The organism is Curtobacterium sp. 179-B 9B NHS (assembly GCF_045370965.1).
Taxonomy (GTDB): Bacteria; Actinomycetota; Actinomycetes; order Actinomycetales; family Microbacteriaceae; genus Curtobacterium.
This window is the reverse complement of record NZ_JBIQDQ010000017.1, coordinates 1-26205: the sequence shown is the minus strand read 5'-3', so window position 1 is coordinate 26205 and position 26205 is coordinate 1. Positions and strand designations below refer to the sequence as shown.

The window sequence follows — 26205 nt, the reverse complement described above, 5'->3', positions numbered from 1 at the left end:
AGACTCGGACGCATGACCTCCACGCTCGTCCTGCTGCGTCACGGCAACAGTGACTGGAACCAGAAGAACCTGTTCACCGGTTGGGTCGACGTCCGGCTCTCCGAGCTCGGCGAGAAGGAGGCGAAGCGTGCCGGCACCCTCATCGCCGAGTCGGGCATCGTCCCCGACGTCCTCTACACGTCGCTGCTGACCCGCGCGATCCAGACCGCCGACATCGCCCTGCTCGAGGCCGACCTGGCCTGGCTGCCGGTGAAGCGCGACTGGCGCCTCAACGAGCGCCACTACGGAGACCTGCAGGGCAAGGACAAGGCCCAGACGCTCGAGCAGTACGGCGAGCAGCAGTTCACGGAGTGGCGTCGCTCGTTCGACGTGCCGCCGCCCCCCATCGCGGACGACGCCGAGTGGTCGCAGGCCGGGGACCGCCGCTACGCCGACCTCGGCGACCAGCTGCCCCGCACCGAGTCGCTGAAACTCGTCATCGACCGGCTGTTGCCGTACTGGGAGTCCGACATCACGAAGGACCTGGGCGAGGGGAAGACCGTCCTGGTCACCGCGCACGGCAACTCGCTCCGCGCCCTCGTGAAGCACCTCGACGGCATCTCCGACGACGACATCGCGGGCCTCAACATCCCGACGGGCATCCCCCTCGTGTACGAGCTCGACGACGACTTCCGTCCGACGAAGCCCTCGTACTACCTCGACCCGGAGGCCGCCGCTGCCGGTGCAGCCGCGGTCGCCGCGCAGGGCGCCAAGAAGTAGCACCAGCACGACGAACGCCCCGCCGGACACCGGCGGGGCGTTCGTGCACCTCGGGCGGGCCTCAGACGAAGTGGTCGGCGATCTCCTGCACGAGCGCCCCGACGTCGTAGGGGCGACCGGTGTCGACCCGCACGACGGGGACGCCCGGCAGCCCGATCGGTGCGGCCGCGTCGCCGTGCTCGTCCCAGAAGGCCAGGATCTCCGCCAGGTCCCCGTGCACCTCGTGCCGGACGGGCAGTGTGCCGGGCTCGTACCGGTCGCGCAGCCGGTCCGCGGCGGTGACCCGGTCGACCTGGCAGAACACCTCGACGGCGCGCGGTGAGCCGGCGGAGGCGAGTCCGGCCTCCAGACGGTCGCGGTCACGGGACGGCAGCCAGACGGCGTCGAGGACGACCCCGTTCTCGACGGCCCGCGCCATCGACCACATCGTGTCCATCGCGATGCCGCCGAGCTCGCGCGAGCCGATCATCGGGCCGACCACGTCGGCCAGCGGTTCCTTGATGCGGTCCTTCGACAGGAAGGGACAGCCGAGCACCTCGGCCAGGGCGGCGCCCACCGTGCTCTTGCCCGAACCGGGCATCCCGTTGACGACGATCGCGACCTGAGCCATGCCACGATCCTGGCAGAACCCGTCAGGCGGGGGAGGCCGTCACCGACGCGGCGCCGGTCCAGTCGCCGGTCGCCAGGTACTCGACCTTCTTGGCGATCGACACCGCGTGGTCCGCGAAGCGCTCGTGGTAGCGCGAGGCCAGGGTCGCGTCGACCGTGTCGATCGGGTTCCCCTTCCAGGTCTCGCCGAGCACGAAGTCGAACACGCTCGCGTGCAGCTCGTCGACGGCGTCGTCCTCGTCGCGGATCTCCGCGGCCAGGGCGATGTCCTCGGTCGCGAGCAGGCGCGTGAGCTTCTGGGCCATCTGCACGTCGTGCGCGCCCATCTGCTTGAAGGTGCCGCGCAGGCCCTTCGGCACGACCTTCTCGGGGAAGCGCTGGCGGGCGAGCTGCGCGATGTGCTCGGCCATGTCGCCCATGCGCTCGAGCGACGAGCTGACGCGCAGCGCGGTCACGACGACGCGGAGGTCACGGGCGACCGGCGCCTGCCGCGCGAGGATGTCGATCGCGATCTCGTCGAGGCTGTTCGCCGCGTGGTCGATCATGGCGTCGTCGGCGATCACCTCCTCGGCGAGGGCGACGTCGGACTCGCTGAACGCCTGCGTCGCACGGGTGATGGCGGACTCGACGAGTCCGGCGATCTCGGTCAGACGCTCCTGGACGTCCTGGAGCTCCTGCTGGAAGACTTCGCGCATGGGGGATGTGCCTCTCTGATGCGTACCGGACGAGTGTCGTCAGCCCAGGTGAACGAACGGTGACCTGCGGCTGAACACCTCACGATCCGGGGCCTCGACTGAGCGGAAGCGGGGTGAACGGCGTCGGAACCCCGCGTGACGATCCCTACACTGGCGGCATGGACAACGCGTGGCTCGTGCCACTGTCGATGCTCCTCGGCGGGGTCTTCGGCGCAGGGGTCGTGGTGCTGGTCATCACGGCGGAGCGCACGGCCCGGGCAGCCGACGTCGCGGAACGGACGCTGCCCGACGGCGTCGCCGCGGTCATCGCCACGATGCACAACCCGGCCGTGGTCGTCGACCCCTCGAACACGGTCGTCGCCGCGTCGCCGCAGGCACTGACCGTCGGGCTCGTCGTGCGGCGGAAGCTCGTGCACGCCGAGCTCGTCGCCCTGGTGGACCAGGTGCGCAGGAGCGGGGAGATGGGGTCGGAGGACCTCGAGCTGCCCCGCGGGCGCAGCGGGGAACTGGTCGGCTACCTGAGCTTCCGGGCGGCGCAGCTCGGCAACCGCTACGTGCTCGTCACGGCCGACGACCTGACCGAGAGCCGCCGCATCGACGAGGTCCGACGCGACTTCGTGGCGAACATCTCGCACGAGCTGAAGACCCCCATCGGGGCGATCGGCCTGCTCGCCGAGACCCTCGTCGTCGCCGCCGACGACCCGGACCACGTGAAGCGGTTCGCCGGGCAGCTCATCACCGAGTCCGAGCGGCTCGGGGCCCTGACGAAGGACATCATCGAGCTGTCGCGGCTGCAGTCGGTCGACACCCTCGAGAACAGCGAGGAGACGTCGGTCGACAAGATCGTGCAGGCGGCGGTCGACGCGAACGAGGTCGTCGCCCGCGCCCGGGAGATCGAGATCGTGCGGGCCAAGCGTTCGAAGCTGCGGGTCATGGGCGACCCGGGGCTGCTGCAGGTCGCGGTGTCGAACCTCATCGCCAACGCGGTCAAGTACTCCCCGGACCACACCCGTGTGGGCGTCGGCGTCCGGTCCACCAAGGGGTTCGTCGAGATCGCGGTGACCGACCAGGGCGTCGGCATCCCGGAGGCCGACCTCGACCGCGTGTTCGAGCGCTTCTACCGCGTCGACCCCGCACGGTCGCGGGCGACCGGCGGCACCGGTCTCGGGCTCGCCATCGTCAAGCACGTCGTCGGCAACCACGGCGGCGACGTCCGCGTCTGGTCGCAGCCCGGCAAGGGCTCGACCTTCACGATCCGCCTGCCCGAGGCGGATCCCGAACTCACCACCGCACTCGAAGAGCAACTGGAAGAGCAGTCATCGTGACCAAGATCCTCATCGTCGACGACGAGCCGGCCCTGAGCGAGCCCCTGGAGTTCCTCCTGCAGCGCGAGGGGTACGAGACCGCCGTCGCCGCGGACGGCGTGACCGCGCTGTCGAAGTTCGACACCGAGAACCCCGACCTGATCCTGCTCGACCTCATGCTGCCCGGACTGAGCGGCACCGAGGTCTGCCGGCAGGTCCGGACTCGCTCGAACGTGCCGATCATCATGCTCACCGCGAAGGACTCCGAGGTGGACATCGTCGTCGGGCTCGAGCTCGGCGCCGACGACTACGTGACGAAGCCCTACTCGACCCGGGAGCTCCTGGCCCGGCTCCGGGCGGTGCTGCGTCGGCGCACCGAGGACGACCCGGGCGACAGCGGCATCCTGCAGGTCGGCGGGATCCGGATGGACGTCGAGCGGCACACCGTGACGGTCGACGGGGCGGAGACGCCGATGCCCCTCAAGGAGTTCGAGCTGCTCGAACTCCTGCTCCGGAACGCCGGACGCGTGCTCACCCGCGGGCAGCTCATCGACCGCGTGTGGGGGTCGGACTACTTCGGGGACACGAAGACGCTCGACGTGCACATCAAGCGCATCCGGTCGAAGATCGAGCGCGTGCCGAGCGCCCCGGAGGTCCTGGTGACGGTGCGCGGTCTGGGGTACCGGATCGAGGGCTGACCGGCGACGCACGGGAGGCCCGGTGCCGGTTCTCGGAACCGGCACCGGGCCTCCGGTGCGTTGCGTCAGGTCGTCGCGCCCGTCCGGCGCGCGGCGGTCAGTTCGTGCCGCTGTCGCCCTCGGACGAGTCGGTCTGCGAGTCGCCCGACTGGGTGCCCGGAGCCGTGGCGTCGCCGGTGGGCTCGGAGCCGCTCTCCGACGGCGAGGTCTCCGTGCTCGACGGGGTGGCCGACGGGGACGTCGTCGGGGCGAGGGTCTGGTACTCCTCGAGGGCGCTGGTGAGCACCGGGACGTTGGCCGAGACACCCTCGGCGCCCGAGTACGAGAAGTACGTCTTGACGAGCGAGCCGGGGACGGCGTCGGCACCCGAGAAGACGAGCTCCGGCTGGCCGGCGGAGCGCGTGCCCTGCGTCTCGGCGCCGGACTGGACGCTGGACTCGGCCTCGCTCGAGGGGCCGGCCGGGACGGCGGGATCGACGTGCGAGTTCGCCGGGATCTCGACCGTCTGGGTCACGCCGCCGACCTCGACGCTCATGGTGACGTCCTTCGACCCCGTGTTGATGAAGCTCCCGACGAAGCGCGCGTCCTCGCCGCCGTCGGAGATGAGCAGCGCGTTCCGGATGTCGATCGAGCCGGTGCTGACGTTCACGCCGTCGGTGATCTGCTTGATCTCCTTGGTGTGCGCGGGCGACATGAACTCGCAGCCGGTGGCGCCGAGCGCGATGGATGCCGCAACGGCGACGGACACGAGTACCCGAGCTCGCAAGAGATTCCTCCGGAAGATCACGATGTGGACCAGGCGGTCCGCGTCCATCCTACCGATCGTCGGGGGTGCGGGCCGCCCAGGCCCCTTACCCGAAAGGTGCTTGTGGTAAACTGGGGGTCCTGGGAACGGAGCCTGATACATGCAATTCGAGGTCGGCGAGACCGTCGTCTACCCCCACCACGGGGCGGCAACCATCTCTGAAGTCAAGACGCGCGTCATCAAGGGCGAGGAAAAGGTCTACCTGAAGCTGCGTGTCACGCAGGGTGACCTGACGATCGAGGTGCCGGCGGACAACGTCGACCTGGTCGGCGTCCGTGACGTCATCGGCAAGGAAGGCCTCGACAAGGTCTTCGAGGTCCTGCGGGCGCCCTTCACGGAAGAGCCCACGAACTGGTCGCGCCGGTACAAGGCGAACCTGGAGAAGCTGGCGTCCGGTGACGTCATCAAGGTCTCCGAGGTCGTGCGCGACCTCTGGCGCCGCGACCAGGACCGCGGGCTCTCCGCGGGTGAGAAGCGGATGCTGGCCAAGGCCCGGCAGATCCTGATCTCCGAGCTCGCCCTGGCCGAGAAGACCGACGAGGACAAGGCATCGACCGTCCTCGACGAGGTCCTCGCCTCGTAGCGCGGACCGCCGCTGGACGACACGACGACGACCGCCCTGCTCCCCGATCGGGTGAGCAGGGCGGTCGTCGTCGTCGCAGCCGGTTCCGGCACGCGGTTGGGCATCGGGGACGCGAAGGCGTTCGTCCCGGTCGCGGGCGAGCCGATGCTCACCCGCGCCCTGCGCACCGTGCTCACCCTGGCCGAGCCGACCGTCCTCGTGGTCGTGGCACCCGCAGCCCGGCTCGACGAGTGCCGCGCCCTGGTCGCGGCGACCGCCGGACACGCGGTCGACCTCACCGTGGTCGTCGCGGGCGGTGCTGACCGCCACGCCTCGGTCCAGGCGGGCCTCGACGCCCTGCCGCACGGCATCGAGTGGGTCGGTGTCCACGACGCCGCCCGCTGCCTGACGCCGGCGGCGCAGTTCGACGCCGTGTTCGACCGTGCAGGCGCGACCGGTGACGGCGTCGTCCCGGCCCTGCCCGTCACGGACACGGTCAAGCGTGTCGACGCGGACGTCGTGGTCGAGACCGTCGACCGGTCGGCGCTCGTCGGGGTGCAGACGCCGCAGGTCTTCCCGCTCGCCGCACTCCGGGCCGCCTACGCGGGCGCCGAGCGCTCCGAGACCGACGACGCGGGTGTGTTCCGGGCGGCCGGGGGAACGGTCCGCACGGTGCCGGGAGACGCCGACGCGTTCAAGATCACCACGCGGTGGGACCTCGCGCGGGCCGAGGCGCTCGTGGCCTCCCGCACCGGTGCGGCAGCCGCGGCGCCCGACGTCCGAGTGGGCCTCGGGGTCGACGTGCACGCCTTCGACGCCGCGTCGCCGTGCCGGGTCGGGCTGCTCGACTTCCCCGGCGAACCGGGGCTCTCCGGGCACAGCGACGGCGACGCGGTCGCCCACGCGGTCTGCGACGCACTGCTGTCGGCGGGCGGCCTCGGTGACATCGGCGGGCGCTTCGGCACCTCCGACCCGCGCTACGCCGGGGCCACCGGTGACGTCTTCGTCCGCGGGGCCGTCGAGCTCCTGCGCTCGGCCGGTCTCGCGCCGACCTCGGTCACGGTCCAGGTGATCGGGAACCGTCCCCGCATCGGTGCCCGACGCGACGAGATGCAGGCCGCCCTGGCCGCGGTCGTCGGTGCTCCCGTCGCGGTCTCCGGCACGACGACGGACGGCCTCGGCCTGACCGGGCGCGGGGAGGGGCTCGCGGCGATCGCGACCGCCGTCGTCCGGCCGCGCTGACCGCTGCCGACCCCCTCCGTCACCCGGCGCGTCCGACGTCCTAGGCTTGGGGCGTGACCGTTCGCCTGTACGACTCCCGCGCCGCAGCCGTCGTCGACCTCGTCCCGCTGGTCGACGGACAGGTGAGCATGTACGTGTGCGGGCCGACGGTGCAGTCGTCGCCGCACATCGGGCACCTGCGCTCGGCACTGGTCTACGACGTGTGGCGCCGGTGGCTGACGTACCGCGGGTACCGGGTGACCCTCGTGCGGAACGTCACCGACATCGACGACAAGGTGCTCGACCTGGCCGCGGGCACCGACGAGCAGTGGTTCGCCCGGGCGTACCGCGTCGAGCGGGAGTTCACCGCCGCGTACGACGCCCTCGGGATCCTCGCCCCGACGTACGAGCCGCGGGCGACCGCGAGCGTGCCGCAGATGCACGAGATCATCGAGCGGCTGATCGAGCGCGGGTACGCGTACGCCGCCGCCGACGGCACGGGCGACGTGTACTTCGACACCGGCAGCTGGGAGTCCTACGGCGCCCTGACGCGCCAGCGACGCGAGGACATGGTCGAGGCCACCGACGCCGACCCCCGCGGCAAGCGCGATCCGCGGGACTTCGCGCTCTGGAAGGGTGCCAAGCCGGGCGAGCCGACGACGGCGACCTGGGACTCCCCGTGGGGGCCGGGCCGCCCGGGCTGGCACATCGAGTGCTCGGCGATGTCGCGGCGCTACCTCGGCCCGGCGTTCGACATCCACGGCGGCGGCCTCGACCTGCGCTTCCCGCACCACGAGAACGAGCTCGCGCAGTCGACCGCGGCCGGCGACCCGTTCGCGTCGTACTGGCTGCACAACGGCCTGGTGACGGTCGAGGGGCAGAAGATGTCGAAGTCCCTCGGGAACTCGATCTTCGCCGCCGACTTCCTCGCGTCCGCCCGTCCGGTCGTGGTCCGGTACTTCCTCGGCGCGGCGCACTACCGGTCCTCGATCGACCACCACGACGGCTCGCTGGCCGAGGCCGAGGCCGCCTACGACCGGATCGAGGGGTTCCTGGCCCGCGCGGAACCCCGGCTCGAGGGGGTCCCGCTCCGCGACGCCCCGGCCGTGCCCGACGCGTTCGCGGCCGCGATGGACGACGACCTCGCGGTGCCGCAGGCACTGGCCGTGCTGCACGAGACGGTCCGCGCCGGGAACGCCGCGCTCGACGCCGACGATGCGGAAGCGCTCGGGGTCGCGTACCATCAGGTGGCCGCCATGGTCGAGGTCCTCGGCATCGACCCGCGAGCGGCCCACTGGTCCGGTGGTGCGCAGGACGTCTCGGCCGCACCGCTCGCCGCGCTCGTCGACCGCCTCGTGCAGGAGCGCGCCGATGCCCGTGCGGCACGCGACTTCGCCACGGCGGACCGGGTGCGGGACGACCTCGCAGCCGCGGGGATCACCATCGAGGACACCGCAGCAGGAACACGCTGGAGCATCGCCTGACAACGGCCGTGCCGGACAGGAGAGAGCAATGAAGAACGTCTCGGGGAGCAAGAAGGGCCGGCCCGGCGCCGTCCGCTCCGGCCGCAAGGGCAACAAGCAGGTCGGCTCCGGCGGCCAGGGCGCGCAGGCGCTCGAGGGGCGCAAGCCCACGCCGAAGGCCGAGGACCGGCCGTACCACCCCGCCGGCAAGCGCAAGGCGGCGAAGGACCGGCTCGACGCTGCCCGCGGCCGTCACGGTGCGTCGAGCTCGCCGCAGCAGCGCACCGGTCGGCCGCCGCAGCGCAAGAGCGACGACTCCGAGCTCGTGACCGGGCGCAACTCCGTGCTCGAGGCCCTGCGCACGAAGACCCCGTCGACGACGCTGTACATCGCCGCCCGCATCGAGGTCGACGACCGCGTCAAGGAGATCCTGGCGCTCGCCAACCACCGCGGCGTCCCGATCATGGAGATCATGCGGCCGGAGCTCGACCGCATCACGGGCCACGACAGCGTGCACCAGGGTGTCGCGCTGAAGGTCCCGGCGTACGAGTACGCCGTCGCCGAGGACCTCGCCGAGCGCGCGTTCTCCCGCGACCAGGTCCCGCTCATGGTCGCCCTCGACGGCATCACCGACCCGCGGAACCTCGGCGCGATCATCCGCTCGACCGCGGCCTTCGGTGGCCACGGCGTCATCGTGCCGCAGCGCCGCTCGGTCGGCGTCACGGCGTCGGCGTGGAAGACGAGTGCCGGTGCCGCTGCGCGCACGCCCGTCGCGATGGCGCCGAACCTGACGCAGACGCTCAAGTCGCTGAAGTCGATGGGGCTCTTCGTGCTCGGTCTCGACGGCGACGGGGACGTGGAGCTCGACGCTCTCGAGCTCGCCGACCGGCCGATCGTGATCGTCGTCGGGTCCGAGGGCAAGGGTCTGTCCCGCCTGGTCACCGAGACCTGCGACGCGATCGTCTCGATCCCGATCTCCAGCGCCACCGAGTCGCTCAACGCGGGCATCGCCGCGAGCGTCACCCTGTGGGAGGTCGCTCGGCGCCGTCGCGCCGAGTAGGCGCGCGCTGCGCGGTGGCGCAGCACGCAGCCACCCGACCACCTGGAGGCCCGGTGCCGGTCCACGAGACCGGCACCGGGCCTCCAGTCCGTCCGGCTACACCGTCGCGCGCCAGTCCTCGACGTCGTCCTCGTCTGCCGTGTCGTCCTCGACGACGGGGATCGGCAGCGTCATGGACGACGTCGGCGGGTTGATGAGCAGCCGCTCGTCGCGGCGGTGTCGCAGCACGTCGTTGATGTACGCCGTCGTGGCCTCGGGCAGGGAGACCGAACGCTCTTCCTCCTGGGACATGAACCAGCGGTGCTCGAGCAGCTCGTGGAAGACCTCGGCGGGCTCCAGACGTCCGCGCAGGTCACGCGGGATCGAGCGGATCACCGGCTCGAACACCCGGGACACCCACTCGTGCGCCACCATCTCCTCGTCGAGCTGGTCCCGCCCGTTCCGCGCCCGGTAGGCGTCGAGGTCGTTGAGCAGCCGCCGCGCCTGGTTCTCGCCGGCGTCGAGCCCGGTCAGCCGGAGCAGACGCCTCTGGTGGTGTCCGGCGTCGACGACCTTCGGCTGGATCCGCACCTGCGAGCCGCCCTCGGTGGTGTGGATCGAGAGCTCCTCGATGTCGAACCCGAGGGCGTTCAGACGCTCGACCCGGTCGTTGATGCGCCAGCGCTCCTTGACGTCGAACTGCTCGGTGCCGGTCAGCTCCTTCCAGAGCGTCCGGTACTGCGCGACGATCCGGTTCGACACGTCCACGGGGTCGGCGTTCTCGTCGAGGCGCCCGCCGGCCTCGAGGTCGAGGAGCTCGCCGGCGATGTTGACCCGGGCCACCTCGAGGTCGTTCTCGCGCTGGCCGTTGGAGAGGCCGCCCGGGTAGAGCTTCCCGGTCTCGGCGTCCACGAGGTACGCGGCGAAGGCACCCGCGTCGCGGCGGAACAGGGTGTTCGACAGCGAGACGTCGCCCCAGTAGAAGCCGATGACGTGCAGGCGCACGAGCAGCAGCGCGAGGGCGTCGACCAGGCGCGTGGCGGTCTCGGGTCGCAGGGTCTGCGAGTACAACGCGCGGTACGGCAGCGAGAAGCGCAGATGCCGGGTCACGAGCACCGGGTGCAGGGGCTCGCCGTCGGCGTCGGCCCGGTTCGTGATCACCGCGACCGGGTCGACGCACGGCACGTCCATGCGCTGCAGGGTCCGGAGCATCTCGTACTCGGCCCGCGCGACCTCCTCCCCGGTCTCCTTGACTGCCGCGACGTACCCGCTCAGGTGCACGAAGCGCACGAGGTGCCGCGAGATGCCCTTCGGCAGGGCGACGATGACGTCGTCGGGCCAGTCCTCGAGCGGCAGGTCCCACGGCAGGTCGAGCAGGCCGGGGTCGACGGTGGCGGCGGTGATGGCGAGGGAGTCGGGCACGGTTGGCTCCTGGAGGGCGCGGCACCGGACGTCGGGCTCGTGGCGGCGGCACCACGCGCACGGCGTCCGGTGGGTGGAACAGCGGGAGCCCGCGCCCGCCCTGGTGAGGCGGGCGCGGGCTCCTGGGGGAACTGCGCAGACTACGCGCTGACGACTGCCTTGTCGTCGAGGCGCTCGCCCGACTCGGTGTCGAAGGCGTGCACGTGGCCCTGCTTCGGCGTGATGACGATCGTGTCGCCGATCGACGGGTGCGAACGCCCGTCGACACGGGCGACGATGTCGGTGCGCTGGCCGTTCACGTCGGCGTGGCCGTAGAGGTAGCCGTCGGCGCCGAGCTCCTCGACGACGTCGACCGTCACCGGCAGGCCCTCGCCCGAGGTCGACACGACGACGTCCTCGGGGCGGATGCCGACGGTGATGTTGCCGGAGCGCGCGTTCGACAGGGTGTCGCGGTCGAGCGGGTGGTTCAGCGTGCCGAACTTGATGCCGCCCTCGATGACGTCGGCCGGCAGCAGGTTCATGGCCGGCGAACCGATGAAGCCGGCGACGAAGACGTTGTTCGGCTTCTCGTACAGGTCGCGCGGGGAGCCGACCTGCTGCAGGATGCCGTCCTTGAGCACCGCGATGCGGTCACCCATGGTCAGGGCCTCGGTCTGGTCGTGCGTGACGTAGACCGTGGTGACGCCGAGACGACGCTGCAGCGACGCGATCTGGGTGCGGGTCTGCACGCGGAGCTTGGCGTCGAGGTTCGACAGCGGCTCGTCCATGAGGAACACCTGCGGCTGACGGACGATCGCGCGGCCCATCGCGACGCGCTGACGCTGACCACCCGAGAGCGCCTTCGGCTTGCGGCCGAGGTACTGCTCGAGGTCGAGGAGCTTCGCGGCCTCCTGCACGCGGGTGGCGCGCTCCTCCTTCCCGACACCGGCGATCTTGAGCGCGAAGCCCATGTTCTCGGCGACGGTCATGTGCGGGTACAGCGCGTAGTTCTGGAACACCATCGCGATGTCGCGGTCCTTCGGCGGGACGTCGGTGACGTCGCGCTCGCCGATGCGGATGGCGCCGGAGTTGACCTCTTCGAGGCCGGCGAGCATGCGCAGGGAGGTGGACTTGCCGCAGCCCGAGGGGCCGACGAGGACGAGGAACTCGCCGTCGGCGACGTCCAGGTCGAGGGAGTCGACCGCGGGGCGGGTGCCTCCGGGGTAGAGACGGGTTGCCTTGTCGTAGGTGACGGACGCCATGAGCGTTCGATCCTTCCTTCACCGGCAGGTACGTGCCGGACGATCCGTTGTGAAGCGGTTGCCCGTGGGGGCCCCGGATGGTCGTCGTCGACCATCGGTGCTCATACAACACGAGTTCCCCCGCCAGCGCCAGTGTCCGGTCCGACCTGGTTGGCTGGTCCCAGGAAGGACCACTACGATCGGCGGGTCCGTCCGGCGTACGGGGGAAGGCGAGGCCGTGCGGACGTCAGGAGCAACGTGAGGACCAACGACGCATGACCAACCGCCCCGAGGGTGACGCACGCGCCGCGCGCAACGAACGACGAGAGGCCGCACGGCAGCGGGCCCAGCGAGCACGGACCCAGCAGAAGCGCCGGCAGCGCGGCACACGCCTGGGACTGCAGATCGGGCTCGGGGTCGTGCTCCTCGCCGCGGTGGCGGTCGTCACGCTGGTGCTGGTCGACTCGGTGAAGCCCGCCGGCCCCGGACCGTCCACGATGTCGCAGGGCGGCATCACGATCGGCGAGGGTCTGCGCCCGGTCGGGGCGTCCTCGTCGTCCCCGACGCCCGACGCGACCGACGCGTCCGACCCGGTGCGGATCACCATGTACGTCGACTACCTCTGCGACACCTGCGCGCAGTTCGAGGACGCCAACAGCGAGTACATCGCGAGCCTGGTCGACTCCGGCGCCGCGACGGTCGACATCCACCCGGTCGCCGTGCTGACGAACCGGTCGCAGGGCACGAAGTACTCGCTGCGCGCCGCGAACGCCGCGGCCTGCGTCGCGGACCGGTCGCCCGACCAGTTCTACGCCGTGAACCAGGCGCTCTTCGCGCGGCAGCCCGACCAGGGCACCTCCGGCCTCACCGACGCGCAGCTCGAGCGGCTCGTCACCGGGGTCGACGGCGTGCAGGACGCGGCTGCGATCCGCGACTGCATCCGGGACCAGACCTACGCCAAGTGGGTCGACGAGCGCACGGCCGACGTGACCGGCGGCGACATCCCCGGTTCGTCGCTCGACGAGTTCCCCGGGCCGCCCCTGGTGCTCGTGAACGGCAAGCAGTACGAGCTCACCGCGCCGATCACCAACGACGACTTCCGCACCTTCGTGGTGTCGGCGGCCGGGGCGTCGGACGCGACGCCGTCGCCCACCGCGACCCCGACCCCCTCCGCGAGCGCGTCCGCCGGCTGACGTCGCGACCGGTCGGCAGACCGACGGACGGGAGGCTCCCCACCGGACCGGTGGGGAGCCTCCCGTGCGTCCGGGGGCGGCTCGTGACCCGAGCGTGCGGCCGCGGCCCGCGGATCAGAGCTGGGAGCCCGGCACGCTGAACGTGTCGCAGGCGGTGGCCCCGCGCTCGTAGCCCCGCGTGAACCACGCCTGGCGCTGGGCGCTGGACCCGTGCGTGAACGAGTCGGGGTCGACGCGACCCGTGGCCCGTTCCTGGATGCTGTCGTCGCCGACGGCGCTCGCGGCGGACAGCGCGTCGGCGATCTGCGCCCGGGTGACGGGTTCGAAGAACGTCTCGCCGTTCGCGTCGCGGGTGGTCGCGGCCGAGCCCACCCAGGAGCCCGCGTAGCAGTCCGCCTGCAGTTCGACGCGGACACTGCCCGAGGACGCGCCGGTGCCGGAGCGGTCGGTGTCGGCGAAGGTGCCCTGGAGCTGCTGCACGTGGTGGCCCCACTCGTGCGCGACGACGTACATCTGGGCGAGCGGACCGCCGGACGAGCCGTACCGGGACTGCAGGTCGTCGTAGAACGCCGTGTCGAGGAAGATCGAGCGGTCCGGCGGGCAGTAGAACGGGCCGGTGGCCGCCGAGGCCTGGCCGCAACCGGTGTCCGTCGACCCGTCGAAGAGCACGAAGCCCGGCGTCGTGTACGAGATCCCGAGGTCGGCGGCCTCGGTCGTCCAGTAGGCGTCGAGTGACTCGGCCGCGCCCTCCATGCGGCACTCGACCCGCTGGTTCGCGTCGCGGCCGGTGCGGCACTCCTCGGCGGGCTGCACCGTCTCGTCCTGCTGCTGGATCTGGGTGGTGCCGCTGCCGTCGCCGACGATGCCGCTCAGGTCGACCCCGGTGAACTGCGCGATGAGGAACACCACGATCGCCGCGACACCGACGCCGCCACCACCGATCGCCGCCGTCCGCCCGCGGCGCTTCACCTTCCCGCCGCTGAGCTGCGAGTCCTCGTTGAACGTCATGCCGCCGACCGTACCCGCAGCCGACCCGCGTAGCGTCCGGTGCGTCGGCACCGCCGACACCTGTCGTACAACAGCACGATCCACCCGGAAGGAAGCAGCACCATGGCCACTCCGATCAGCACCGTCATGAGCCCCGCCCGCTACGTGCAGGGCAAGGACGCGATCACCCGCGTCGGGGAGTTCGTCGCGCCGATCGGGAAGCGTCCGCTGCTCGTCGCCGACGACGTGGTGTGGGGCATCGTCGAGGACGCCGTCCGCACGAGCTTCGACGCCGCCGGCCTGCCGGTCGAGCGGGTCGGCTTCGGACGCTTCGCCACCCCGCAGGCGATCGACGACCTCACCGCGAAGATCCGCGAGACGGACTCCGACGTGGTCGTCGGCCTCGGCGGCGGGTCCGCGATCGACGCCGCGAAGGCCTCCGGGCACCTCGCCGGGATCCGCTGGGCGAGCGTGCCGACCGCCGCGAGCACCGACGCCCCGACCTCCGCGCTCGCGGTCGTCTACTCGGAGGAGGGGGAGTTCATCGAGTACCGCTTCTTCCCGCACAACCCGGACCTCGTGCTCATCGACACGAAGCTCGTCGCGAACGCCCCCGTGCAGTTCCTCGTCGCGGGCATCGGCGACGCCCTCGCGACCTGGGTCGAGGCCCGTGCCGCGAAGCGCGCGAACGCCGACACCATGGCCGGCGGGTTGCAGACCGAGACCGGTGTCGCGCTCGCGGAACTGTCGTGGGAGCTCCTGCACGACAACGCGCTCCAGGCGATCGAGTCCGTGAAGGCGAAGGTCGTCACGCCCGCGCTCGAGAAGGTCGTCGAGGCGAACACCCTGCTGTCCGGGCTCGGCTTCGAGTCCGGTGGTCTCGCCGCGGCGCACGCGATCCACAACGGCCTGACCGCGGCCCCGCAAGCGCACGGCCTCGCGCACGGGCAGAAGGTCAACGTCGGGACGATCGCGCAGCTCGTGCTCGAGGGGGCGCCCGCCGACGAGATCGAGGACTTCGTCGTCTTCACGACGAGGGTCGGACTGCCGAACACCCTGACCGAGATCGGGCTGACCGTCGACGACCGGGACGTGCTCCGGGCCGTCGCAGAGGCCGCCACCGTGGAGAGCGAGACGATCCACAACATGCCGTTCCCCGTGACCGCCGAGGCCGTGGTCGATGCGCTCGTGGCGATCGAGGGCATCTCGCGCAGCATCCGTGCCGCCCACGGGCTGCCGGAGCCGGAACTGTACCGCGCCCACTGAGCGCGGACGGAGGGGGTGCGAGCAGCATGGCGGCATGGCCGACCTCGATGAACAGCACCCCCTCTTCCTCCTCGCGATGGACCAGCGGTCCTCGCTCCTGGAGCACACCTACGGCGACGAGTCCGGCGAGCCCGCGGACGAGGCCGACGCCCAGCGTGTCCGTGCCGGCAAGCAGCTCGTGTACCGCGGTGTGCTCACCGCGCTCGCCGCAGGGGCCTCCCGCGCACGCACCGGCGTGCTCGTCGACGAGCGCTACGGCGACGACGTCGCCCGGCTCGTCCGCGAGGCCGGGCTGCAGCTCGCGATGCCGATTGAGCGATCCGGCCGCGACTGGTTCGAGCTCGAGTACGGCGACGACTGGCTCGCGCACGTGGACTCGTTCGACCCCGACTTCGTGAAGGTCCTGGTCCGCGACAACCCCGCGTTCGACGCCGGTGACCGGCAGGCCCAGGCCGAGCGGCTCGCCGAGGTCTCCCGCGCCCTGCACGACGCCGACCGCGCGTTCCTGGTCGAGCTCCTCGTCCCGGGCACCGACGACCAGCAGGCGCAGGCGGACGACTACGACCGCGACGTCCGCCCGGGACTCGTCGTCGAGACCATCGGGTACCTGCAGGAGCACGGGGTCGAGCCGGACGTGTGGAAGCTCGAGGGTCTCGACCGCACCGAGGACGCCGAGCGCGTCGTCGCCGCCGTGCGCGCCGGAGGTCGGGACCACGTGCAGTGCATCGTGCTCGGCCGCGACGCCCCCGAGGACCAGCTCGACCGGTGGCTGCGCGTCGCAGCACCCGTCGACGGCTTCGTCGGCTTCGCCATCGGGCGGAGCAACTGGGAGGACGCGCTCGACGACGTCGTGCAGCAGGGGCTCGACCACGAGGCGGCCGAGCAGGTGATCGCCGCCACTACCGGCACTTCGTCGACACGTGGCTCGAGGCGCGTCCCGACGTCGTCGACGGGGTGGACGCCGGCGCGGCCTGATCCCGTTCCCGCCGACGCCGGGTCGGTGTCGGGCGCGGACCGGCGTCAGGTGCGGACGAGCGGCTCCATCGTCGCCAGGTCCGCTCCGATGCCGACGTCGACGAGCTCGATCCGCCCGGCGAGCGTCGCCCCGGGGCCGGTGAGCAGGCCCGCCTTGACCCCGCCGAAGGTCACGGTGACGTCGGCGTGGAGCACGTGGTCGTCGGCCACCGCGCCGGTGTCGACGTCGATGCCGCTCGGCACGTCGACGGCGACGACGAACGGGGCGCGCTGGTCGCGGGCGAGCTCGCGGATCGCGTCGACGACCTGCCGAGCGGGGGAGCGCAAGGGGGTGCCGCCGCCGGCACCGATGCCGAGGATGCCGTCGAGCACGAGGTCGGCTCCCGCGGCGGCCTCGGCGGCGACCGCCGCCAGGCGCTCGGCGTCCGGGGTCGCGGCGGCCCGCAGGACGTCGGCCGCACCGGCGTCGTCAGGGTCCGTCGGGCCGTCCGGGGCCCACGCCGCCGGTTCCGGAGCGACGCGCCAGCGGCGGTCCGGCCGTGCCGGTGGGGCGAGGCGCGACCCGGCGTCCAGCGCCGCTGCCAGGCCCGCCTCGTGGACACGTGCGCCGACGCGCAGCACCGTCACGTGCCTCCCGTCCGACGCCAGGTGCGCACCCGCGAACAGGGCGTCACCGCCGTTGTCGCCGCTGCCCACCAGCAGCAGGACCGACCCCGGGCCGTCCTGCGGGCGGACCGCCGGGTCGTCGAGCAGCTCGCCGACGATGCGGGCCAGCCCCGCCGCCGCGCGCTGCATGAGGGGTTCGCCCGCCTCGAGGTGCGGCCGCTCCGCCGCCCGGACCTGATCGCCGCCGTAGCCGTCCATGGCCACCACCATGCCCCGGTAGCCTGGTCGCGCCATGTCACTCGTCCCCGAAGCGCCCCGTCCCCGTGCCGTGATGTCCCCGGACGGCCTGAAGCTCGCGACGTACGACTTCGGCGAGCCGGACGCCCCCGTCGTGGTGGCCGTGCACGGCTTCGCCTCGGGCGCCGTCCTGAACTGGCACGCCTCGGGGTGGACCCGTGACCTCGTCCGAGCGGGGTACCGCGTCGTCGCGCTCGACCAGCGCGGGCACGGTGCCTCGTCGAAGCCGCACGACCCGTCCGCGTACTCGATGGACCTGCTCGTCGCCGACGTCACCACGGTCGTCGACACCTACCTGCTCGACGACGTCGCGTTCCTCGGGTACTCGCTCGGCGCCCGTGTCGGCTGGCACACCGCCGAGCAGATCCCGGACCGGATCTCGCGGGCCGTCCTCGGCGGGATCCCGGACGCCGACCCGATGCGCCGCGTGGCGGTCGACCAGGCGAAGGCGTACATCGCCGACGGCACCCCGGTCGAGGACCGGGTGACGAACGGGTACCTGCAGATGGCGGCGAACGTCGAGGGGAACGACCTCCGCGCGCTCGTCGCGATGGTCGAGGGGATGCGGAACAGCGTCGAGCCGACGCCGGAGAACGCCCCCGCGCAGCCGATCCTGATGGCGGCGGGCAGCGAGGACGGGATCCGGGACAGCGCCGTACGGTTGGCCGAGGCGGCGCCGGACGCGTCGTTCTTCGAGATCCCGCGTCGGAACCACTTCAACGCCCCCACGTCGCGCGACTTCCGTGAGCGTGCGATCGCCTTCCTGTCCGAGGGACGCTGAGGGGGCGGTGCGCACCCCTGACGGGTACTGGCAGGTCCCCGCTGGCGGAGGAGACCGGGCGTAGCGTCCCGGCCATGGACTACAGACTCCTCGGCAACAGCGGGACATCGGTGTCGACGCTGACCCTCGGCACCATGACGTTCGGCAGTGAGGCCGACGAACCCACCTCCCACCAGATCCTCGACACGTTCGTCGCAGCGGGCGGCACGCTCGTCGACACCGCGGACGTGTACTCCGGCAACGAGTCCGAGCGCATCATCGGCCGGTGGCTCGCCGCCCACCCGACCGAGGCGCAGCAGGTCGTCCTCGCGACGAAGGGCCGGTTCCCCCAGGGTGACGGCCCGAACGACCTCGGCCTGTCCCGCCGTCACCTGCGCGTCGCGCTCGACGCCTCGCTCGAGCGGCTCGGTGTGGAGCACATCGACCTCTACCAGATGCACGCGTGGGACGCCCTGACGCCGATCGAGGAGACCCTGCGCTTCCTCGACGACGCCGTGTCCGCCGGCAAGATCGGCACCTACGGGTTCTCGAACTACCTCGGCTACCAGGTGACGAAGGCCGTCTACGAGGCGAAGGCCCACGGCTGGGCACCGCCGGTGACGCTGCAGCCGCAGTACAACCTGCTCGTGCGGGACATCGAGCACGAGGTCGTGCCCGCGTGCCTGGACGCCGGCATCGGTCTGCTCCCGTGGTCGCCCCTGGCCGGCGGCTGGCTCTCCGGGAAGTACCAGCGCGACGAGGCTCCGACGGGCTCGACACGTCTCGGCGAGAACCCGCAGCGCGGCATGGAGGCGTGGGAGGCCCGCAACGGCGACGAGCGCACGTGGAAGGTGCTCGACGCGGTCTCCGCGGTCGCCGACGCGCACGGTGCCTCGAAGTCGCAGGTCGCCCTCGCCTGGCTGCTCGCGCGGCCCGCGGTGACGAGCGTCATCCTCGGCGCCCGGACGGTCTCGCAGCTCGAGGACAACCTCGGCGCTGCCGACCTCGTGCTCACCGACGACGAGCTGCAGGCGCTGACGGACGCGAGTGCCCCGCGGGTCGACGACTACCCCTACGGCACCGCCGGCGTCGCCCAGCGCGAGCGCCGCATCACGGGCGGACGCTGATCGCGGTCGGACACTGATCGCGGTCGGACGCTGAGCTCGGCCGTGCGCGCCGGGCATCCGCCCGGCGCACACACAGCGGGGACGCAGTCCGACCGGCCGGTTCCTGCACATCCGTGCGGGTTCGCGTGGATCGGACCGCAACCGTGGACACGTCACCGGGTGCGGTGACACCATCGAGGGACGACCGGCTGGTTACCGCGTCGAGCGCTCGGAACGCCTCCTGATCCGCGTTCCGCGCGCCGGAGGGCCCGTGACGTCCATCGTCCGGGCCCTCCGTGCTCCCGCCGGAGGGCGGCGGCTCCCGCCGTAGGATCGTCCGGTGCCCAGTCGACGCCACGCCCTCGTGCTCCAGGACCGCCGAGCGGTGCGGATCGTCGCCCTCGTCCTGCTCGCCCTGGCGGCCGCCTACCAGTGCTTCTGGCGGATCGCCGACGAGAACATCGGCGGCGACGAGTCCACCTACGTCCGCGCCGGCTTCGCGTACGTGCACGGCGCGTTCGACCAGAACCGCGAGCACCCGCCGACGGCGAAGTACCTGTTCGGGCTCGCGCAGCTCGTCGGCGGCGAGGGGGCCACCGCGCCCCGGGTCCTCGTCGCCGCCCTCGTCGTCCTCGGCGCCGCCGTCATGTTCGTGTGGCTCCGCGCCGAGGTCGGCTTCTGGGCGGGGTGGACCGCCGCGGCGCTCTGGACGCTGACGCCCCGGGGTGGATCCGGTGCGCGGCTCGACCGTGTCGCGCTCCTCGACCCGGTGATGGTGTTCTTCGCCCTGGCCGCGCTCTTCGCCGTGTGGACCTGGACACGGACCGGCCGGTGGTGGTGGCTCCCGCTGTCCGCGGTGCTCATGGCCGCCTCGGTGACGTCGAAGGCGTCGACGCTCGTGCTGGTGCCCGTGTTCCTGCTCGCCCCGCTGCTGTTCCGGCAGTGGCGTCGGCTCGTCGTCGGCGGCCTCGTCTGGGCCGTGGTCTTCGCGGTGACGGTCGTCGCGCTGTACGCCCCCATGGGCATGCGGTCGGCGGTGCTCTACATGCTGGCCTTCCAGGAGGGGCAGAACGAGAACGGCCACCTCGCCGTGATCGCCGGGCAGACCCACCAGTTCGCACCGTGGTGGGGGAACTGGTGGTTCCTGGCGCAGGGCGTCGGCCTGCCGGTGCTCGTCGTCCTGGCCGCCGGGGTGCTGCTCGCGGTCGTCGTCCGTCCGGACCGGCTGGTGGTGTTCCTCGCCGCACCGCTCCTGCTGCTCGTCGCGTTCTACACGGTGGCGGCGAAGATCGCGCTGCCGACCTACTACAGCGCGTGGACGCCCTGGATCGTCCTGCTCGCCGCGGTCGGACTCGGTCGGCTCGCGGTGCTCCGCCCCCGGCCGCTGACCGGCGCGCTCGCCGCACTCCTCGTCGTCGTCGCACTCGTCGGCAGCATCCCGACCGCGCGGGCGGTCTGGCAGACACGCCCCGAGGGGGTCGCGCGCCTCCTGCCGCTGCTGCGGAGCGAGGGCATCCGGGACGGCCGCATCTTCTTCGGCGCGATCACCCCCAGCGACTACGACCAGTACGTCGGTGCGCGCGGCGTGCGCGACGTCGACGATGCACCGTTCGAGGCGATCGTGGTGGGCCGCGACCAGCGCTTCCCGCTGCCGCAGGAGGTCACGGACCTGCTGCGCGACGAGCGGTCGTCGTTCGAGCGGGTGCGCCTGGACCGCATCGTCGTCTGGATCCCGGACGGCGAGATCGAACGGGACGCGGACGGCGAGCTCGACGTGCGGTGACGGCTCCGCCTCGGGCCGCACGAGGAGCCGTGATCTGGGGCCGGCAGCGGGACTCGAACCCGCAACCCCCGTATTACAAGTACGGTGCGCTACCAATTGCGCCATGCCGGCTGACGCGCCCATCCTACCGGCGGACGCGTCGGGGTCTCATTCGCCCTGCTCGGAGAAGTTCAGCGACAGCGAGTTCATGCAGTAGCGGTCACCCGTCGGGGTGCCGAAGCCGTCGGGGAACACGTGCCCGAGGTGCGAGCCGCAGTTCGCGCAGCGGACCTCGGTGCGGACCATGCCGAGGGACTTGTCCTCGATGAGCTGGACCGCCTCGGGGCGGACCGACTCGTAGAACGACGGCCAGCCGCAACCGGAGTCGAACTTCGTGCCGCTCTGGAACAGCTCCGCGCCGCACGCCGCACACGTGTACGTGCCGGCGCGCTCCTCGTCGAGCAGCTCACCCGTCCACGGGCGCTCGGTCCCGGCCTGCCGGAGCACGGCGTACTGGTCCGGGGAGAGCTCCTCGCGCCACTGGGCGTCCGACTTGTCGACGTTGTACGCCATTGCTTCCTCCTGCTTCCGGTCGGGGCTCGATGGTGATGCCCGACCCCTTCAGTAAACTCGCGACGATGTCCGAGCATTCCGTCCGCCACGCCCGCTGGACCCGCCTGACGACGGACGAACTGTACGGCATCGTGCGGCTGCGGAACCGCGTCTTCGCCCTCGAGCAGCGGGTCACCGCCGACGACTTCGACGGCCGTGACCGCGAGCCCGACACCGAGCACTGGTGGTTCGGAGCCGACGACGATCCGGTCGGGTACCTCCGCCTCGTCCGGCCCGCCCCGGACGAGGACCACCCCGCGGCCAGCGAGCCGCCGGCCTGGGTGATCGGCCGGGTCGCCACCCACCCCGACCACCGGGGGCAGGGGATCGCCGGACGGCTGGTCGCGGGGGTGCTCGAGGCGCACGGTCACGAGCCGTTCGTCCTGCACGCCCAGGAGTACGTCGCGGGCCTCTACGAACGCCACGGCTTCGTCCGGTTCGGTGCGCCCTACGACGAGGCCGGCATCCGTCACGTCGGCATGCACCGCCCGTGACCGGCACGCGCGAGCGGTACGCCACCTACGCGGCGCGCATCGCTCCGGCCTCGCCGTCGTACGCGGCCTGGGCACGCTCGGTCGACGACGACCTGGTCGCGCTCCTCGACGCGGTCCCCGAGCAGCAGCGGCAACCGGAGCTGGTCTTCGCCGTCGCACGTCGGCTGGGTGCCGACCCGTCGGACCCCGGAGCGCTCCGTGCGCTCGGCCGGGAGGCCCGTGCCGCGTTCGTCACGGCGCTCGCCGCCGCCACGGTGCAGGCCAACGACCCGCGGCGGCTCGGTCCCGTCGTCCCGCTGTTCGCGGCGCTCGCCGCGGCGGACCCGCGGCCGCTCGGCCTCGTCGACGCCGGGGCCGCCGCCGGGCTCTGCTCGATCCCGGACCGGGTGACGCTCGACCACCGGACCGGGGACGGCACGGTCCGGGTGCACACCGCCGTCGCCGAGCCGTCGGTGCACCTGACGGTCGACGCCAGCGGCGCGGTCCCCGAGCCGGCCGGCACCCCGATCCGGATCGGCGCGCGGGTCGCCCTCGACCCGAACCCGATCGACCTCGCCGAGCCCGGTGCGTTCGACCGGCTGGTCGAGGCCGTCCCGCCCGAGGCGACGGACCGCACCGCCCTGATGCGCGAGGCGGCGCGCGCGACGCTCGTCGTGCCTCCCGTCCGGATCCGTGGCACGCTGCCCGGCGACCTCGACCGTGCACTGGACGCGTTGCCGGACGGCGTCCGTCCCGTGGTGCTCACCACCGGGACCCTCGTCTACGTGCCGGGCGCCGACCGCCAGCGCGTGGTCGACCGGCTGGCGGAGCGTGGCGTGCACTGGGTCGCGGTCGAACGGACGGGCATCCTGCGCGGGGTGGCCGCGACGCTGCCCGACGACGTCGACCCGGCGGACCCGGACGCCTTCGCCACGGTGTCGCTCGACGGTGTGGCGACGGCGGTCTGCGACCCGTTCGGCGTCCGGGTGCGGTGGTTCCGGCGGCCCGCAGCCTGAACCGGGCTTCGCGACAGTCCAGCCGCGTGCCAGGGTCGGACCGCCGGGCACCCCTACGATGTGCGAGACCCGTGACCGAACCGTGACCGGAAGTGCCGTGACCGCCCTCCCCACCGACGAGCTCAGCGAGCTCGACCAGCGCGTGCTCGCGTTCGAGCACGACCGGGCGCGGCACGACCGCACGAAGGAGGCGGAGATCCGGGTCGAGTTCGACATGTCGCCGGCGCGCTACTACCAGGTGCTCAACCGCGTGATCGACCTGCCCGCCGCACTCGCGCTCGACCCCCAGCTGGTCGGTCGGCTGCAGCGGCTCCGGCACGCACGCACCCGAGCACGAGCGGCGCGCGCGTTCGTCGCCCCCGCGCCCGATCCCCGTGAAGAGGAACGATGACCGAGAGATTCCCGCGAGACCGGTTCGACGACGTCACCGACGGCCCCCGGGTCGGAGCGCACCGCGGTGCCCGTCGTCGTGGACGCGGGTGGATCGCGTTCGCCTGGGGCGCCCTCGCGACCGGTGTGCTCGTGCTCGTCGGTGTCCTCGTGCTCGCGCTGCTGAACGGCAGCTACTCGTTCCCGGGGTCGACCTCGTCGCCGCGCCCCTCGTCGAGCTCCTCGGCGTCGGCCGCGCCGTCGGAGACGCCCTCGGAGTCGCCGTCGGCGCCCGCGTCCGAGGAGCCGAGCGCTGCGGAGCCCTCGGCGCAGGGCGCGACGAGCGTCGTCGTGCTGAACGGCACGACGACGACCGGTCTGGCCGCCCGCGCCAGCAGCGCACTGACCACCGCGGGCTGGCAGGTCGCCTCGACGGGTGACGCCGGGACGACGGGGACGACGACCTCGGTCGTGTACTACCAGCAGCCCGAGCAGCAGGCCGTGGCACAGGGTGTGGCGAAGGCGCTCGGCATCGCGACGGTGGAGCAGTCGGCGGCGTTCCCGAACGCCGACGTCAGCGTCGTGCTCGGCGCCGACTACGGCGGCTGACGCGCGCTGTGTGACGGAGGTGTTTCGGGCACGTTGATTTCTGACGCGATCGGCGTGCAAGAACGTCACACCTCTTGCCTTGCCGCCGTTGTTGCACGAGAGTCATCGCCAGACGGCGATGGCGTCGTCCGCAACTGCAGCACCAGGGAGCAAGAGATCATGGCCAACGGAACCGTGAAGTGGTTCAACGCCGAGAAGGGCTTCGGCTTCATCACCGTGGATGGAGGGGGCCAGGACGTGTTCGTGCACTACTCGGCGATCGACATGTCGGGGTACAAGGTCCTCGAGGAGGGCCAGGCGGTGACGTTCGACGTCGGCACCGGGTCGAAGGGCCCACAGGCGGAGGCGGTCCGTCCCGCCTGAGCCCAGGACCACTCGACGAACGCGCCGTCCCCTCGGGGGCGGCGCGTTCGTCGTGCACGGCGCTCCGCCCGCCGAGCAGCCACCGCCCGGGCCGACCGTGCCGGGTCCCGGCCGCAACGTGTCCTGGGAAGTCGAGCCGCGCCTCCCGACTGTGTTGCACTCACACCCGGCGAGTGCCAGAATCGGCGTTGGCACTCGCTTGCGCTGAGTGCCAGCACGACCCCCACGCACGACGTCCGGGAGGGACGAGAAACTCACATGGCTAAGATCATTGCTTTCGACGAGGAGGCCCGTCGTGGCCTCGAGCGCGGCCTGAACACCCTGGCCGACGCCGTGAAGGTGACGCTCGGCCCGCGCGGCCGCAACGTCGTCCTCGAGAAGAAGTGGGGCGCCCCCACGATCACGAACGACGGTGTCTCCATCGCCAAGGAGATCGAGCTCGACGACCCGTACGAGAAGATCGGCGCGGAGCTCGTCAAGGAGGTCGCCAAGAAGACCGACGACGTCGCCGGTGACGGTACGACCACCGCGACCGTGCTCGCCCAGGCGCTCGTCCGCGAGGGCCTCCGCAACGTCGCCGCCGGCGCCGACCCCGTGTCGCTCAAGCGCGGCATCGAGAAGGCCGTCGCCGCCGTCTCCGACCAGCTCCTCGCCAACGCGAAGGACATCGAGACCAAGGACCAGATCGCCGCGACCGCGTCGATCTCGGCCGCCGACCCCACCATCGGCGAGCTCATCGCCGAGGCGATCGACAAGGTCGGCAAGGAGGGTGTCGTCACCGTCGAGGAGTCGAACACCTTCGGCACCGAGCTCGAGCTGACCGAGGGCATGCGCTTCGACAAGGGCTACCTGTCGCAGTACTTCGTCACGGACCCGGAGCGCCAGGAGGCCGTCTTCGAGGACCCGTACATCCTCATCGTCAACTCGAAGATCTCCAACATCAAGGACCTGCTCCCGGTCGTCGACAAGGTGATCCAGGCGGGCAAGCAGCTCCTCATCATCGCCGAGGACGTCGACGGCGAAGCCCTCGCGACCCTCGTCGTGAACAAGATCCGTGGCATCTTCAAGTCCGTCGCCGTCAAGGCCCCGGGCTTCGGTGACCGCCGCAAGGCCATGCTGCAGGACATCGCGATCCTGACCGGTGGCCAGGTCATCTCGGAAGAGGTCGGCCTCAAGCTCGAGAACGCGACCCTCGACCTGCTGGGCAAGGCCCGCAAGGTGATCATCACCAAGGACGAGACCACGATCATCGAGGGTGCCGGCGACGACGAGCAGATCGCGGGCCGCGTCCGTCAGATCCGCTCCGAGATCGAGGCGACCGACTCCGACTACGACCGCGAGAAGCTCCAGGAGCGCCTCGCGAAGCTCGCCGGTGGCGTGGCCGTCATCAAGGCGGGTGCCGCGACCGAGGTCGAGCTCAAGGAGCGCAAGCACCGCATCGAGGACGCCGTCCGCAACGCGAAGGCCGCCGTCGAGGAGGGCATCGTCGCCGGTGGTGGCGTCGCGCTCATCCAGGCGTCCGTCGCGCTCGACACGCTCTCGCTCGAGGGTGACGAGGCGACCGGTGCGAACATCGTCCGCGTCGCCATCGACGCGCCGCTCAAGCAGATCGCGCTGAACGCCGGTCTCGAGCCGGGCGTCGTCGCCGCCAAGGTCCGCGAGCTCGAGTCGGGTCACGGCCTCAACGCCGCGACCGGCGAGTACGTCGACCTCGTCGCCGCGGGCATCATCGACCCGGCCAAGGTCACGCGCTCGGCGCTGCAGAACGCCGCGTCGATCGCCGGTCTGTTCCTCACGACCGAGGCCGTCGTCGCAGACAAGCCGGAGAAGAACCCGGCCATGCCGGCCGGCGACCCCACGGGTGGCATGGACTTCTAGTCCCGGTAGCCGGAAGGGCCCCCCCCCCCCCCCGGGGGGGGGCCGAACGCCGGGGAGTTTTAAAAAAAACCAACCCCCCAAAACCCCAAAACGAAGGGGTAAGGGGGGGGGGGGTGGTGGAGGGGGGGGGGGGGGG

The 26205-nt window shown here is 71.9% G+C and carries 26 protein-coding genes, 1 tRNA gene and 1 pseudogene; 19 read left to right on the top strand and 9 right to left on the bottom strand.

Going from position 1 to position 26205, the window contains the following annotated elements:
* Nucleotides 1-12 precede the first annotated feature (12 nt).
* Nucleotides 13-759, top strand: coding sequence for a phosphoglyceromutase (locus ACH0A8_RS13465; protein WP_406907357.1), 747 nt, complete (start codon nucleotides 13-15; stop codon nucleotides 757-759).
* Nucleotides 760-820: 61 nt separating this feature from the next.
* Here the strand turns inward: ACH0A8_RS13465 and ACH0A8_RS13460 are convergent, their stop codons facing one another.
* Nucleotides 821-1369 carry an AAA family ATPase gene (locus ACH0A8_RS13460; RefSeq protein WP_251160948.1) on the bottom strand — a complete coding sequence of 183 codons (549 nt, stop codon included), beginning with the start codon at nucleotides 1367-1369 and terminating at the stop codon, nucleotides 821-823.
* 22 nt (nucleotides 1370-1391) lie between these two features.
* Complete coding sequence (gene phoU, locus ACH0A8_RS13455; protein ID WP_066656682.1) at nucleotides 1392-2063, bottom strand: phosphate signaling complex protein PhoU; 672 nt, start codon at nucleotides 2061-2063, stop codon at nucleotides 1392-1394.
* Between the two features lie 158 nt (nucleotides 2064-2221).
* On the opposite strand from phoU, the gene ACH0A8_RS13450 reads away from it, so the two are divergent.
* Both ACH0A8_RS13450 and ACH0A8_RS13445 read left to right on the top strand, forming a co-directional pair.
* Nucleotides 2222-3388: a cell wall metabolism sensor histidine kinase WalK gene (locus ACH0A8_RS13450; protein ID WP_066656668.1), complete on the top strand. Its 1167-nt coding sequence runs from the start codon at nucleotides 2222-2224 to the stop codon at nucleotides 3386-3388.
* Entirely contained in the window at nucleotides 3385-4065 is a 681-nt protein-coding gene (locus ACH0A8_RS13445; protein WP_066656662.1) for a response regulator transcription factor, read from the top strand. The genes ACH0A8_RS13450 and ACH0A8_RS13445 overlap by 4 nt, the downstream gene beginning before the upstream one ends.
* 97 nt (nucleotides 4066-4162) lie before the next feature.
* Here ACH0A8_RS13445 and ACH0A8_RS13440 read toward each other — a convergent pair whose 3' ends face one another.
* Entirely contained in the window at nucleotides 4163-4879 is a 717-nt protein-coding gene (locus ACH0A8_RS13440; protein WP_209685419.1) for a hypothetical protein, read from the bottom strand.
* 91 nt (nucleotides 4880-4970) lie between these two features.
* Here ACH0A8_RS13440 and ACH0A8_RS13435 point away from each other — a divergent pair, with 91 nt between their 5' ends.
* Genes ACH0A8_RS13435 through rlmB form a run of 4 tightly spaced genes read left to right on the top strand, consistent with a single transcriptional unit; the run spans nucleotide 4971 to nucleotide 9176 of the window.
* The gene (locus ACH0A8_RS13435; protein WP_017888066.1) at nucleotides 4971-5453 is read left to right on the top strand and encodes a CarD family transcriptional regulator; all 483 of its coding nucleotides are present in this window, start codon (nucleotides 4971-4973) and stop codon (nucleotides 5451-5453) included.
* A 51-nt stretch (nucleotides 5454-5504) separates the two neighbouring features.
* Nucleotides 5505-6674 carry a 2-C-methyl-D-erythritol 4-phosphate cytidylyltransferase gene (ispD, locus tag ACH0A8_RS13430; RefSeq protein ID WP_209685420.1) on the top strand — a complete coding sequence of 390 codons (1170 nt, stop codon included), beginning with the start codon at nucleotides 5505-5507 and terminating at the stop codon, nucleotides 6672-6674.
* A 53-nt stretch (nucleotides 6675-6727) separates the two neighbouring features.
* Nucleotides 6728-8137: a cysteine--tRNA ligase gene (gene cysS / locus ACH0A8_RS13425; RefSeq protein WP_209685422.1), complete on the top strand. Its 1410-nt coding sequence runs from the start codon at nucleotides 6728-6730 to the stop codon at nucleotides 8135-8137.
* 28 nt (nucleotides 8138-8165) lie between these two features.
* Complete coding sequence (gene rlmB / locus ACH0A8_RS13420) at nucleotides 8166-9176, top strand: 23S rRNA (guanosine(2251)-2'-O)-methyltransferase RlmB (protein ID WP_066656632.1); 1011 nt, start codon at nucleotides 8166-8168, stop codon at nucleotides 9174-9176.
* 96 nt (nucleotides 9177-9272) lie between these two features.
* On the opposite strand, the gene ACH0A8_RS13415 is transcribed toward rlmB, so the two are convergent.
* Both ACH0A8_RS13415 and ACH0A8_RS13410 read right to left on the bottom strand, forming a co-directional pair.
* The gene (locus ACH0A8_RS13415; RefSeq protein ID WP_209685424.1) at nucleotides 9273-10577 is read right to left on the bottom strand and encodes a DUF4032 domain-containing protein; all 1305 of its coding nucleotides are present in this window, start codon (nucleotides 10575-10577) and stop codon (nucleotides 9273-9275) included.
* 140 nt (nucleotides 10578-10717) lie between these two features.
* Nucleotides 10718-11818 (bottom strand): ABC transporter ATP-binding protein, encoded by a 1101-nt coding sequence (locus ACH0A8_RS13410; protein ID WP_066656626.1) that lies wholly within the window; start codon nucleotides 11816-11818, stop codon nucleotides 10718-10720.
* A gap of 254 nt (nucleotides 11819-12072) precedes the next feature.
* Between ACH0A8_RS13410 and ACH0A8_RS13405 the strand changes: the two genes are divergently transcribed.
* Entirely contained in the window at nucleotides 12073-12990 is a 918-nt protein-coding gene (locus tag ACH0A8_RS13405) for a thioredoxin domain-containing protein (protein ID WP_311206354.1), read from the top strand.
* Between the two features lie 114 nt (nucleotides 12991-13104).
* On the opposite strand, the gene ACH0A8_RS13400 is transcribed toward ACH0A8_RS13405, so the two are convergent.
* Entirely contained in the window at nucleotides 13105-13998 is an 894-nt protein-coding gene (locus ACH0A8_RS13400) for a neutral zinc metallopeptidase (protein ID WP_406907356.1), read from the bottom strand.
* A 102-nt stretch (nucleotides 13999-14100) separates the two neighbouring features.
* Between ACH0A8_RS13400 and ACH0A8_RS13395 the strand changes: the two genes are divergently transcribed.
* Entirely contained in the window at nucleotides 14101-15243 is a 1143-nt protein-coding gene (locus ACH0A8_RS13395) for a glycerol dehydrogenase (protein ID WP_066656610.1), read from the top strand.
* A pseudogene (locus ACH0A8_RS13390) lies at nucleotides 15158-16129 on the top strand (2-deoxy-5-keto-D-gluconate 6-phosphate aldolase domain-containing protein); the annotation flags it as partial. The gene ACH0A8_RS13395 and the pseudogene ACH0A8_RS13390, both read left to right, overlap by 86 nt.
* Nucleotides 16130-16263: 134 nt before the next feature.
* On the opposite strand, the gene ACH0A8_RS13385 reads toward ACH0A8_RS13390, so the two are convergent.
* The gene (locus ACH0A8_RS13385; protein ID WP_209685431.1) at nucleotides 16264-17118 is read right to left on the bottom strand and encodes an NAD(P)H-hydrate epimerase; all 855 of its coding nucleotides are present in this window, start codon (nucleotides 17116-17118) and stop codon (nucleotides 16264-16266) included.
* Between ACH0A8_RS13385 and ACH0A8_RS13380 the strand changes: the two genes are divergently transcribed.
* The 3 genes from ACH0A8_RS13380 to ACH0A8_RS13370 all read left to right on the top strand — a co-directional run bounded on the left by ACH0A8_RS13380 (nucleotide 17117) and on the right by ACH0A8_RS13370 (nucleotide 20770).
* Nucleotides 17117-17902 (top strand): alpha/beta fold hydrolase, encoded by a 786-nt coding sequence (locus tag ACH0A8_RS13380; RefSeq protein WP_209685433.1) that lies wholly within the window; start codon nucleotides 17117-17119, stop codon nucleotides 17900-17902. The two genes, ACH0A8_RS13385 and ACH0A8_RS13380, sit on opposite strands and share 2 nt — an antisense overlap.
* A 74-nt stretch (nucleotides 17903-17976) precedes the next feature.
* Nucleotides 17977-19008, top strand: coding sequence for an aldo/keto reductase (locus tag ACH0A8_RS13375; protein ID WP_066656578.1), 1032 nt, complete (start codon nucleotides 17977-17979; stop codon nucleotides 19006-19008).
* A gap of 319 nt (nucleotides 19009-19327) precedes the next feature.
* Nucleotides 19328-20770, top strand: coding sequence for a glycosyltransferase family 39 protein (locus ACH0A8_RS13370; protein ID WP_251160906.1), 1443 nt, complete (start codon nucleotides 19328-19330; stop codon nucleotides 20768-20770).
* 35 nt (nucleotides 20771-20805) lie between these two features.
* On the opposite strand, the gene ACH0A8_RS13365 is transcribed toward ACH0A8_RS13370, so the two are convergent.
* A tRNA-Thr gene (locus ACH0A8_RS13365) sits at nucleotides 20806-20881 on the bottom strand.
* 36 nt (nucleotides 20882-20917) lie between these two features.
* The gene (gene msrB, locus ACH0A8_RS13360; RefSeq protein WP_066656573.1) at nucleotides 20918-21322 is read right to left on the bottom strand and encodes a peptide-methionine (R)-S-oxide reductase MsrB; all 405 of its coding nucleotides are present in this window, start codon (nucleotides 21320-21322) and stop codon (nucleotides 20918-20920) included.
* A gap of 65 nt (nucleotides 21323-21387) precedes the next feature.
* On the opposite strand from msrB, the gene ACH0A8_RS13355 reads away from it, so the two are divergent.
* The 6 genes from ACH0A8_RS13355 to groL all read left to right on the top strand — a co-directional run bounded on the left by ACH0A8_RS13355 (nucleotide 21388) and on the right by groL (nucleotide 26069).
* On the top strand, nucleotides 21388-21855 hold the full coding sequence (locus ACH0A8_RS13355; RefSeq protein WP_251160905.1) for a GNAT family N-acetyltransferase: 468 nt from the start codon (nucleotides 21388-21390) through the stop codon (nucleotides 21853-21855).
* Entirely contained in the window at nucleotides 21852-22850 is a 999-nt protein-coding gene (locus tag ACH0A8_RS13350; RefSeq protein ID WP_251160904.1) for a DUF2332 family protein, read from the top strand. The genes ACH0A8_RS13355 and ACH0A8_RS13350 overlap by 4 nt, the downstream gene beginning before the upstream one ends.
* Nucleotides 22851-22947: 97 nt before the next feature.
* On the top strand, nucleotides 22948-23241 hold the full coding sequence (locus tag ACH0A8_RS13345; RefSeq protein ID WP_235426381.1) for a DUF3263 domain-containing protein: 294 nt from the start codon (nucleotides 22948-22950) through the stop codon (nucleotides 23239-23241).
* Entirely contained in the window at nucleotides 23238-23828 is a 591-nt protein-coding gene (locus ACH0A8_RS13340) for a LytR C-terminal domain-containing protein (protein WP_066656550.1), read from the top strand. Before ACH0A8_RS13345 ends, ACH0A8_RS13340 begins: the two co-directional genes overlap by 4 nt.
* Nucleotides 23829-23987: 159 nt before the next feature.
* Entirely contained in the window at nucleotides 23988-24191 is a 204-nt protein-coding gene (locus tag ACH0A8_RS13335) for a cold-shock protein (RefSeq protein WP_066656547.1), read from the top strand.
* 258 nt (nucleotides 24192-24449) lie between these two features.
* Nucleotides 24450-26069 carry a chaperonin GroEL gene (groL, locus tag ACH0A8_RS13330; protein ID WP_066656544.1) on the top strand — a complete coding sequence of 540 codons (1620 nt, stop codon included), beginning with the start codon at nucleotides 24450-24452 and terminating at the stop codon, nucleotides 26067-26069.
* The last annotated feature ends 136 nt before the right edge of the window (nucleotides 26070-26205 follow it).

Bases quoted from the DNA above. Each gene is read 5' to 3' on its own strand.
- ACH0A8_RS13465 (WP_406907357.1), top strand. From the start codon at position 13: ATGACCTCCACGCTCGTCCTGCTGCGTCACGGCAACAGTGACTGGAAC.
- ACH0A8_RS13460 (WP_251160948.1), bottom strand. From the start codon at position 1,369: ATGGCTCAGGTCGCGATCGTCGTCAACGGGATGCCCGGTTCGGGCAAG.
- phoU (WP_066656682.1), bottom strand. From the start codon at position 2,063: ATGCGCGAAGTCTTCCAGCAGGAGCTCCAGGACGTCCAGGAGCGTCTG.
- ACH0A8_RS13450 (WP_066656668.1), top strand. From the start codon at position 2,222: ATGGACAACGCGTGGCTCGTGCCACTGTCGATGCTCCTCGGCGGGGTC.
- ACH0A8_RS13440 (WP_209685419.1), bottom strand. From the start codon at position 4,879: ATGGACGCGGACCGCCTGGTCCACATCGTGATCTTCCGGAGGAATCTC.
- ACH0A8_RS13435 (WP_017888066.1), top strand. From the start codon at position 4,971: ATGCAATTCGAGGTCGGCGAGACCGTCGTCTACCCCCACCACGGGGCG.
- rlmB (WP_066656632.1), top strand. From the start codon at position 8,166: ATGAAGAACGTCTCGGGGAGCAAGAAGGGCCGGCCCGGCGCCGTCCGC.
- ACH0A8_RS13410 (WP_066656626.1), bottom strand. From the start codon at position 11,818: ATGGCGTCCGTCACCTACGACAAGGCAACCCGTCTCTACCCCGGAGGC.
- ACH0A8_RS13405 (WP_311206354.1), top strand. From the start codon at position 12,073: ATGACCAACCGCCCCGAGGGTGACGCACGCGCCGCGCGCAACGAACGA.
- ACH0A8_RS13400 (WP_406907356.1), bottom strand. From the start codon at position 13,998: ATGACGTTCAACGAGGACTCGCAGCTCAGCGGCGGGAAGGTGAAGCGC.
- ACH0A8_RS13395 (WP_066656610.1), top strand. From the start codon at position 14,101: ATGGCCACTCCGATCAGCACCGTCATGAGCCCCGCCCGCTACGTGCAG.
- ACH0A8_RS13380 (WP_209685433.1), top strand. From the start codon at position 17,117: ATGTCACTCGTCCCCGAAGCGCCCCGTCCCCGTGCCGTGATGTCCCCG.
- ACH0A8_RS13385 (WP_209685431.1), bottom strand. From the start codon at position 17,118: ATGGCGCGACCAGGCTACCGGGGCATGGTGGTGGCCATGGACGGCTAC.
- ACH0A8_RS13375 (WP_066656578.1), top strand. From the start codon at position 17,977: ATGGACTACAGACTCCTCGGCAACAGCGGGACATCGGTGTCGACGCTG.
- msrB (WP_066656573.1), bottom strand. From the start codon at position 21,322: ATGGCGTACAACGTCGACAAGTCGGACGCCCAGTGGCGCGAGGAGCTC.
- ACH0A8_RS13355 (WP_251160905.1), top strand. From the start codon at position 21,388: ATGTCCGAGCATTCCGTCCGCCACGCCCGCTGGACCCGCCTGACGACG.
- ACH0A8_RS13340 (WP_066656550.1), top strand. From the start codon at position 23,238: ATGACCGAGAGATTCCCGCGAGACCGGTTCGACGACGTCACCGACGGC.
- ACH0A8_RS13335 (WP_066656547.1), top strand. From the start codon at position 23,988: ATGGCCAACGGAACCGTGAAGTGGTTCAACGCCGAGAAGGGCTTCGGC.
- groL (WP_066656544.1), top strand. From the start codon at position 24,450: ATGGCTAAGATCATTGCTTTCGACGAGGAGGCCCGTCGTGGCCTCGAG.